We start from the raw sequence: 8130 nt of genomic DNA, 5'->3' as shown, positions 1-8130 counted from the left end.
ATGCGGAAATGGTTGAAATGGCCAAAATGCAATATGACGAGGCAAAGGAGCGCATTCCAAAATTGGAAGATGAAATCCGATTGATGTTGATCCCAAAAGATCCGGAAGATAGTAAAAACGCGATTATTGAACTTCGTGCAGGAACAGGTGGCGATGAGGCAAGTATTTTTGCCGGCGATTTATTTAGAATGTACACTAAATACTGCGAAAACAGAGGTTGGAAAGTTGATACGGTAGATTATAGCGAAGGCACCAACGGCGGATTTAAGGAAATCCAGTTTGAAGTTTCTGGTGATGATGTGTACGGCACGATGAAGTTTGAAGCTGGTGTTCACCGTGTGCAGCGTGTACCACAAACTGAAACCCAAGGACGTGTCCACACCAGTGCAGCAACGGTAATGGTTTTTCCTGAAGCTGAGGAATTTGATGTTGAAATCAATCCAAAGGATGTGCGTATCGATTTTTTCTGTTCGTCAGGACCTGGAGGTCAGTCGGTAAATACGACATATTCTGCGGTGCGCTTAACGCATATTCCAACCGGATTGGTAGCGCAATGTCAAGATCAAAAATCACAACATAAAAATAAGGAGAAAGCTTTCAAAGTATTGCGATCTCGATTATATGAGATGGAGTTGGCCAAAAAACTGGAAGCAGATGCGGCAAAACGAGGATCGATGGTAACTTCAGGAGATCGAAGTGCCAAGATTAGAACATACAACTATCCGCAAGGTCGTGTTACGGATCATCGTATTGGTTTGACGCTTTACGACTTGGGTAATATCGTTAATGGCGATATTCAGCGTATCATTGACGAGTTGCAATTGGCTGAAAATACCGAAAAGTTAAAAGCAAATACCGATGTAATTTAAAAATATCAAGCCTCTTTTTGGAGGCTTTTTTAGTATATGACAACACAAGAACTTATTTCGCAAATCAAAAAAAAACAGTCTTTCCTTTGTATAGGATTGGATGTTGATTTGAACAAAATCCCACAGCATCTTCTCAAGGAGGAAGATCCTATTTTCGCTTTTAATAAAGCCATTATTGATGCCACGCATCATTTGTGTGTTGCCTATAAGCCCAACACGGCGTTTTATGAAGCTTATGGTTTAAAAGGTTGGAAATCCTTAGAGAGAACCATTCAATATCTCAATCAAAACCATCCTGAAATCTTCACAATTGCCGATGCCAAACGCGGTGATATTGGCAATACCAGCAGCATGTACGCCAAAGCTTTTTTTGAAGATTTGGGTTTTGACAGTGTTACCGTTGCCCCCTATATGGGCAAAGATTCGGTAGAGCCGTTTTTGGAATTTAAAGAAAAACATACCATACTTTTGGCTTTGACGTCCAATCCAGGTGCTTTTGATTTTCAGATCAAAACTATTGACGGCAAAGAGCTTTATAAACACGTATTGGAGACTTCAAAAACCTGGAAAAACTCTGAAAACTTGATGTATGTTGTTGGTGCCACAAAAGCGGAATATTTAGCAGATATCCGAAAGATAATCCCAGATAGTTTTTTGTTGGTGCCAGGAGTTGGTGCTCAAGGTGGCAATCTTCAGGAGGTCTGTAAATACGGAATGAATGGTTCAGTTGGATTATTGATCAATTCATCACGAGGTATTATTTACGCATCAAATGATCACTCTTTTGCCGAAGCAGCTGCTCAAAAAGCCAAAGAACTACAACTCGAAATGGTCGAAATATTAAATCAATTATAATTTATTTCTGAAGATTTCCATTTAATTCATTTTAAAGAAAATGAAGGATCAGCTCCATAGGCCAATTATTCTTAAAGAAACTCCAAAGCGGATCGTTTCGTTGGTGCCATCGCAAACAGAATTGTTGGTCGATTTGGGACTCGAAGAGGCCCTTGTGGGGATTACCAAATTTTGTGTGCATCCCACGCATCTTAAAGAACAAAAAACCATTGTTGGCGGAACAAAGCAAGTCCATTATGATAAAATAAAAGCTTTGCAACCTGATATTATTTTGTGCAATAAGGAAGAAAACACAAGAGAGATGATTCAGGAATTAGAAAAAATAGCACCTGTCCATATTAGTGATATTTATACTATTGACGATGTGCTTGATTTGATAAGTCTATATGGAACGCTGTTTTCCAAAGAAGGTAACGCCCACAAAATTATAAATGAAATTGCTGAAAAGAAATTAGCGTTTGACCTATTTATAAAGGATAAGCCTAAAAAAAGTACTGCTTATTTTATATGGAAACAACCTTGGATGGTTGCCGCAAACCATAATTTTATTGATGAATTATTGCACTTAAATGGGTTTGAAAACTATTACCAACATTTAGAACGTTATCCTGAAGTAACGCTTGATATTTCCCGTCCAGAATTGGCCGAATTGGTCTTGCTTTCCACCGAGCCATTTCCGTTCAATGAAAATCATATGCAAGAGGTCAAAATCTTTTTTCCCAATGCAACCGTTTTAGTGGTTGATGGCGAAATGTTTTCTTGGTACGGATCGCGATTATTAAAGGCGTTTGAATATTTCAAAACACTGCATCAACATCATTTGTGTTAGCGTTTTTTAAATTCAGAATTATTTTTTTAAGCTTGCTGGCTTCTTCGTATAAAAAATCGCTTAAAGCTGAATCCGTTTGCATCAAATTATAAGCCTCTTCTGAAAACTTTAGATAATTATGTTCAACTTCTTTTAAATTGAGGACTTCACTGAGTCCAAATTTGATTTTTCCGACTTTACAAAAATGATTGTTCATGTGAGTTTATTATAACGTTCGTACATTATAAATACGTGAAACAATCAGCAAAGGACGTGATGATAACGTTAAAGTTATAATAATATTCTTGCGTTAAATATGTACGGAGTTTTCCCTACTGAGGTATTTTAGCCGGTTCAGTTTATTCAAAAGCTTAATGGCTTTGTATTCTGAAATATCGCTTAATGCATGATCGGTTTGACGAACGTTGTAGGCCTGTTCTATAAGATGCTTATACCGATTTTGAAGTTTGAGTTGGTGGGCTTTAATTTCTGACAAGGTTTTCATGGCTACAACTGTTTGATAGTTAAATATATCTAAAATTGGAATAGGGAACAAGTTAAATTTTTCAAAATTTTATAAAAAAAGCCGATTGATGATTTCAATCGGCTTAAATGTGTGGTTTTTTGTGTAAATATCTTGTGGCTTTGTGGTTGCAACTATGATTAATACTCGTTTTTTTGAATATTTATCAATTATTCCCAGTTTTGCAATAATGATATCAGCAGGTAGGATTATTTTTTATCCTGCATCGCAAATACTCTTTTTAAAAGATCGGTGCTTCTGGCAGCAACAGAATTTCTGATTTCTTTTTCTTCAACAGCAATCATTGTATAAACTCCTTTTAAAGCTTCAGCAGTAACATAATCGGTTAAATCGGGGTTAACTTTGCTCGTAAATGGGATGGCATTATATTTATTGATAAGATTCGCCCAAATTTGATCGGCACCTACTTTGGCAAATGATTTGTTGATGACGGGATGAAATTTGCTATATAAAGACGTTTGTGTTTTTCCGGTTAAATATTGTGTTGCAGCGTCATCATTTCCTAAAAGGATGTTTTTTGCATCTCCAAAAGTGATTTCTTTTACAGCATTTACAAAAATTGGAGTTGCTTCCTTAACGGCGTCTTCAGCAGCTCTGTTGAGGGCTTTCAAGCCTTCGTCGGCTAGGTTGCCCAGACCTATATCGCGCAAACCTTTGTCTACTTTTTGTAATTCGGCGGGTAAAAGTATTTTTACCAATTCATTTTTGTAAAAACCATCGGTTTTAGTGAGTTTGGCAACTTGTTTTTCAATTCCAAAATCCAATGCTTGTCTTAATCCTGCCGCCATATCGGCATTTGACAAGATTGAGCCGCCTTGTGGTAAGGTGTCAACAATACCTTGAAGTTCAGCGCATGAATTTAAAGTGAAAACAGCGAGCACAATTAATAATGATCTTTTCATAATAATCTGTTTTTTTTATTGGGTTCAAAAATATATCAAATTGTTCAGATAATCTGGATTAATAAAGGTTTTTGGATTATTACTATGTGTTTTAAAGGTTTAGTTTTGATATTTTTGAGAATTTAAACAATTCATAATATTGGTGCACTTCCTTTATAAAATCTGTAAATTTGCCTTACTTATAAAATCAAATTTTACAAATGATACAAACAATACCCTATAAACCAAAACATAAAGTTAGAATCGTAACTGCTGCTTCACTTTTTGATGGACATGATGCCGCCATCAATATTATGCGTCGGATCATCCAGTCAACTGGTGTTGAAGTTATTCATTTAGGCCATGATAGAAGTGTAGAGGAAGTGGTTAATACTGCTATTCAGGAAGATGCCAATGCCATTGCTTTGACCTCTTATCAAGGTGGACATAATGAGTATTTTAAATATATGTATGACTTGTTGAAGGAAAAAGGTGCGGGTCATATCAAGATTTTTGGCGGCGGCGGTGGTGTTATCCTACCTGAGGAAATCAAAGAATTGATGGATTATGGAATTACTAAAATCTATTCTCCAGATGATGGGAGGGAACTTGGTTTACAAGGGATGATCAATGATTTGGTGCAAACTTCTGATTATGCGATAGGCGATATCCTTAATGATGAGTTGGACGAATTGGGGAACAAGAATTCGAGGGCCATTGCTCGGATAATTTCTTCAGCCGAAAACTTTCCTGAGGTGGCAAAACCGACTTTAGATAAGATTCATGACATCAATAAAACATCAAAAACTCCTGTTCTCGGAATTACAGGAACTGGTGGCGCCGGAAAATCATCTTTGGTAGATGAATTGGTACGACGCTTTTTAATTGATTTTCCAGAAAAAACCGTGGCGTTGGTTTCTGTAGATCCCTCAAAACGAAAAACGGGCGGAGCCTTGCTTGGCGACCGTATCCGTATGAATTCTATCAACAATTCGCGGGTGTATATGCGCAGTTTGGCAACACGTCAATCCAATTTGGCACTGTCAAAGTATGTACATGAGGCTACCCAGGTATTGAAAGCTGCTAAATATGATTTGATTATTTTAGAAACTTCAGGAATTGGCCAGTCGGATACTGAAATTATAGAACATTCCGATGTGTCATTATATGTCATGACACCTGAATTTGGTGCGGCTACACAATTGGAGAAAATTGATATGCTCGATTTTGCTGATTTGGTGGCCATCAACAAATTTGATAAGCGCGGTTCTTTGGATGCGTTGCGCGATGTGAAAAAACAGTATGTACGCAACCATTTGTTATGGGATGTTGATCCAAAAGATTTACCAGTTTTCGGAACGATAGCCTCACAATTTAATGATCCGGGAATGAATACGCTTTATAAAGCCATTATGGACAAAATTGTGGAGAAAACGAATGCCGATTTAAACTCCGCCTATACCATTTCGGAAGAAATGAGCGAAAAGATTTTCGTTATTCCGCCGGCAAGAACACGTTATCTATCAGAAATTGCTGAAAGCAATCGGGCTTATGATGAAACGGTCAAAACGCAAGTGGAAGTTGCACAAAAACTTTATGGAATTTATAAAACGATCGAGTCGGTGATCGGCCAAACGCCAAAATTGGACAAAGCAGGAATTGATGATAAATCAATGGATTTAAGTGATGATCAGAATAAGGATTTCATAAAATTATTGATTGCCGAATTTGATCGTGTCAAACTAAATCTTGATCCGTACAATTGGGAAGTGATAACCGGTTGGGATGAAAAAGTGAACGCTTACAAGAATCCTATCTACTCCTTTAAAGTTCGAGATAACGAAATAAAGATTGAAACGCATACCGAATCATTGTCACACTTGCAGATTCCAAAAGTGGCACTACCAAAATACAAGGCTTGGGGGGATATTTTGAGATGGATATTACAAGAAAATGTTCCGGGTGAATTTCCTTTTACCTCAGGATTATATCCTTTTAAACGAACCGGTGAAGACCCAGCGCGTATGTTTGCTGGTGAAGGTGGGCCAGAACGCACCAACCGTCGTTTTCATTATGTAAGTATGGGCTTGCCGGCCAAACGTTTGTCCACTGCTTTTGACAGTGTAACGCTTTATGGCAATGATCCTGACTTACGACCTGATATTTATGGCAAAATTGGAAATGCTGGCGTGAGCATCTGTTGTTTGGATGATGCCAAAAAACTGTATTCAGGTTTTAACTTGTCACATCCTATGACTTCGGTAAGTATGACCATCAATGGTCCTGCGCCAATGTTGTTGGGCTTTTTTATGAATGCTGCCATCGATCAGCAATGTGAGCTTTATATTAAAGAGCACGGTTTAGAAAAAGAAGTTGAAGCCAAAATAGCCAAGATTTATAAAGATAAGAATGTAGAACGCCCAACTTATAATGGCGATTTGCCAGAAAGTAATGACGGTTTGGGATTAATGCTTTTGGGCGTTACTGGCGATCAGGTTTTGCCGAATGCCATTTATCAAGAGATTAAAACACGAACCATTGCACAAGTGCGCGGTACCGTTCAGGCGGATATTTTAAAAGAAGATCAAGCACAAAATACCTGTATTTTTTCGACAGAATTTGCCTTGCGATTGATGGGTGATGTTCAGGAATATTTTATTGAAAATAACGTTCGCAATTTCTATTCGGTGTCAATTTCAGGCTATCATATTGCCGAAGCCGGTGCCAATCCTATCACGCAATTGGCATTGACCTTATCTAACGGATTTACTTATGTAGAGTATTATTTGAGTAGAGGTATGGATATCAATAAGTTTGGTCCTAACTTGTCTTTCTTTTTCTCTAACGGGATCGATCCAGAATATGCTGTTATTGGTCGCGTGGCACGTAAAATTTGGGCAAAAGCGATGAAAAATAAGTATCATGCCGATCCAAGAGCGCAAATGTTGAAATATCATATCCAGACTTCAGGGCGCAGTTTGCATGCACAAGAAATTGATTTCAATGATATCAGAACCACGCTTCAAGCACTATATGCTATTTATGATAACTGTAATTCATTGCATACCAATGCTTATGATGAAGCTATTACCACACCAACTGAAGAGTCGGTGCGTCGTGCCATGGCCATTCAGTTGATTATCAATAAGGAGTTAGGATTGGCAAAGAACGAAAACCCAATTCAAGGTTCGTTTATTATCGAAGAGTTGACCGATTTGGTTGAAGAAGCCGTTTTGTTGGAGTTTGACCGTATTACCGAAAGAGGCGGTGTTCTTGGTGCTATGGAAACCATGTACCAACGCAGTAAAATACAAGAAGAAAGTCTGTATTATGAAACCTTAAAGCATAATGGCGAATTCCCAATTATTGGTGTGAACACCTTTTTAAGCAGTAAAGGATCGCCGACGGTTATTCCAAAAGAAGTCATTAGAGCTACTGAAGAAGAGAAGCAATTACAGATCAAAACGCTTGAAAACCTTCATAAAGGCAACGATATTACAGACTTATTGAAAGACTTACAACACAAAGCCATTCATAACGAGAATATTTTTGAAGCCTTGATGGACGTTTGTAAAGTGGCTTCTTTAGGCCAAATTACCGATGCGTTATTTGAAGTAGGAGGTCAGTACAGACGAAATATGTAAGCAGCGAACGGCATTTCCCTTTTCGGGAAATGTTTGTGAGTCGCTTATCCCGCTTTTGGGCGGGATCTCTTCAGGAAAGTTCATATTTATTTTAGATGAAGATTGTTGGTGGAAAACACCAACAATGGCAGAAATAACAAATCCCTACGGTTTTAAGGTAGGGATTTTTTTGTTTACAGCCTTAATGAAATATTCAGCATTTTTTAACTTTTTCGAGATTGTAAATACAAGGAGAATTTGTGGAATGTAATATGGTTTTTGTAGGATGTTAATGACTGAGTTTTTAGATTTCGATCCGTTTAAGATTCTATATAATATCTGCTTAAAATCGTTTGAGAGTTGTTATGAAGTTGTTATGAAGTTGTTTTAAAATCGATATACAGTCGCAGTATAGTCGATATGAACTCGATATAAACTCGCCATATAGTTGTTATAAATAGTATAGACTCTAAAAATGTGTATTTATGATCTATTTTTAAATAGGTTGTTGTGTAGTTTTTTGAGGTCAGTTTAAAATTTGCTACTTTAG

The 8130-nt window shown here is 37.4% G+C and carries 7 protein-coding genes; 4 read left to right on the top strand and 3 right to left on the bottom strand.

What is annotated here, in order from left to right; translation table 11 throughout:
• From prfA to VNJ50_RS13110, 3 genes are all read left to right on the top strand, one after another.
• The coding region (prfA, locus tag VNJ50_RS13120) for a peptide chain release factor 1 (RefSeq protein WP_325582643.1) at positions 1–869 on the top strand (869 nt) is incomplete at its 5' end.
• 36 nt (positions 870–905) lie between these two features.
• Entirely contained in the window at positions 906–1724 is an 819-nt protein-coding gene (gene pyrF, locus VNJ50_RS13115) for an orotidine-5'-phosphate decarboxylase (protein ID WP_325582642.1), read from the top strand.
• Between the two features lie 40 nt (positions 1725–1764).
• On the top strand, positions 1765–2553 hold the full coding sequence (locus VNJ50_RS13110) for a helical backbone metal receptor (protein ID WP_325582640.1): 789 nt from the start codon (positions 1765–1767) through the stop codon (positions 2551–2553).
• Here VNJ50_RS13110 and VNJ50_RS13105 read toward each other — a convergent pair.
• From VNJ50_RS13105 to VNJ50_RS13095, 3 genes are all read right to left on the bottom strand, one after another.
• Complete coding sequence (locus VNJ50_RS13105) at positions 2522–2749, bottom strand: Lacal_2735 family protein (protein ID WP_325582638.1); 228 nt, start codon at positions 2747–2749, stop codon at positions 2522–2524. The genes VNJ50_RS13110 and VNJ50_RS13105 overlap by 32 nt on opposite strands.
• A 93-nt stretch (positions 2750–2842) precedes the next feature.
• A complete protein-coding gene (locus tag VNJ50_RS13100; RefSeq protein ID WP_325582637.1) occupies positions 2843–3037 on the bottom strand; it encodes a Lacal_2735 family protein in 195 nt (64 codons plus the stop codon).
• A gap of 227 nt (positions 3038–3264) precedes the next feature.
• Positions 3265–3978 (bottom strand): DUF4197 domain-containing protein, encoded by a 714-nt coding sequence (locus VNJ50_RS13095; RefSeq protein ID WP_325582635.1) that lies wholly within the window; start codon positions 3976–3978, stop codon positions 3265–3267.
• Between the two features lie 200 nt (positions 3979–4178).
• On the opposite strand from VNJ50_RS13095, the gene VNJ50_RS13090 reads away from it, so the two are divergent.
• A complete protein-coding gene (locus tag VNJ50_RS13090) occupies positions 4179–7601 on the top strand; it encodes a methylmalonyl-CoA mutase family protein (protein ID WP_325582633.1) in 3423 nt (1140 codons plus the stop codon).
• Positions 7602–8130 lie beyond the last annotated feature (529 nt).

The sequence above is a fragment of the Gelidibacter sp. genome (genome assembly GCF_035577925.1).
In the GTDB taxonomy this organism is placed as follows: Bacteria; Bacteroidota; Bacteroidia; order Flavobacteriales; family Flavobacteriaceae; genus Gelidibacter.
The sequence above is the reverse complement of the archived record's forward strand: the minus strand, read 5'-3'. Positions and strand labels throughout refer to the sequence as shown.

Coding starts and splice junctions, on each gene's coding strand:
- pyrF (WP_325582642.1), top strand. CDS start 906: ATGACAACACAAGAACTTATTTCGCAAATCAAAAAAAAACAGTCTTTC.
- VNJ50_RS13110 (WP_325582640.1), top strand. CDS start 1,765: ATGAAGGATCAGCTCCATAGGCCAATTATTCTTAAAGAAACTCCAAAG.
- VNJ50_RS13105 (WP_325582638.1), bottom strand. CDS start 2,749: ATGAACAATCATTTTTGTAAAGTCGGAAAAATCAAATTTGGACTCAGT.
- VNJ50_RS13100 (WP_325582637.1), bottom strand. CDS start 3,037: ATGAAAACCTTGTCAGAAATTAAAGCCCACCAACTCAAACTTCAAAAT.
- VNJ50_RS13095 (WP_325582635.1), bottom strand. CDS start 3,978: ATGAAAAGATCATTATTAATTGTGCTCGCTGTTTTCACTTTAAATTCA.
- VNJ50_RS13090 (WP_325582633.1), top strand. CDS start 4,179: ATGATACAAACAATACCCTATAAACCAAAACATAAAGTTAGAATCGTA.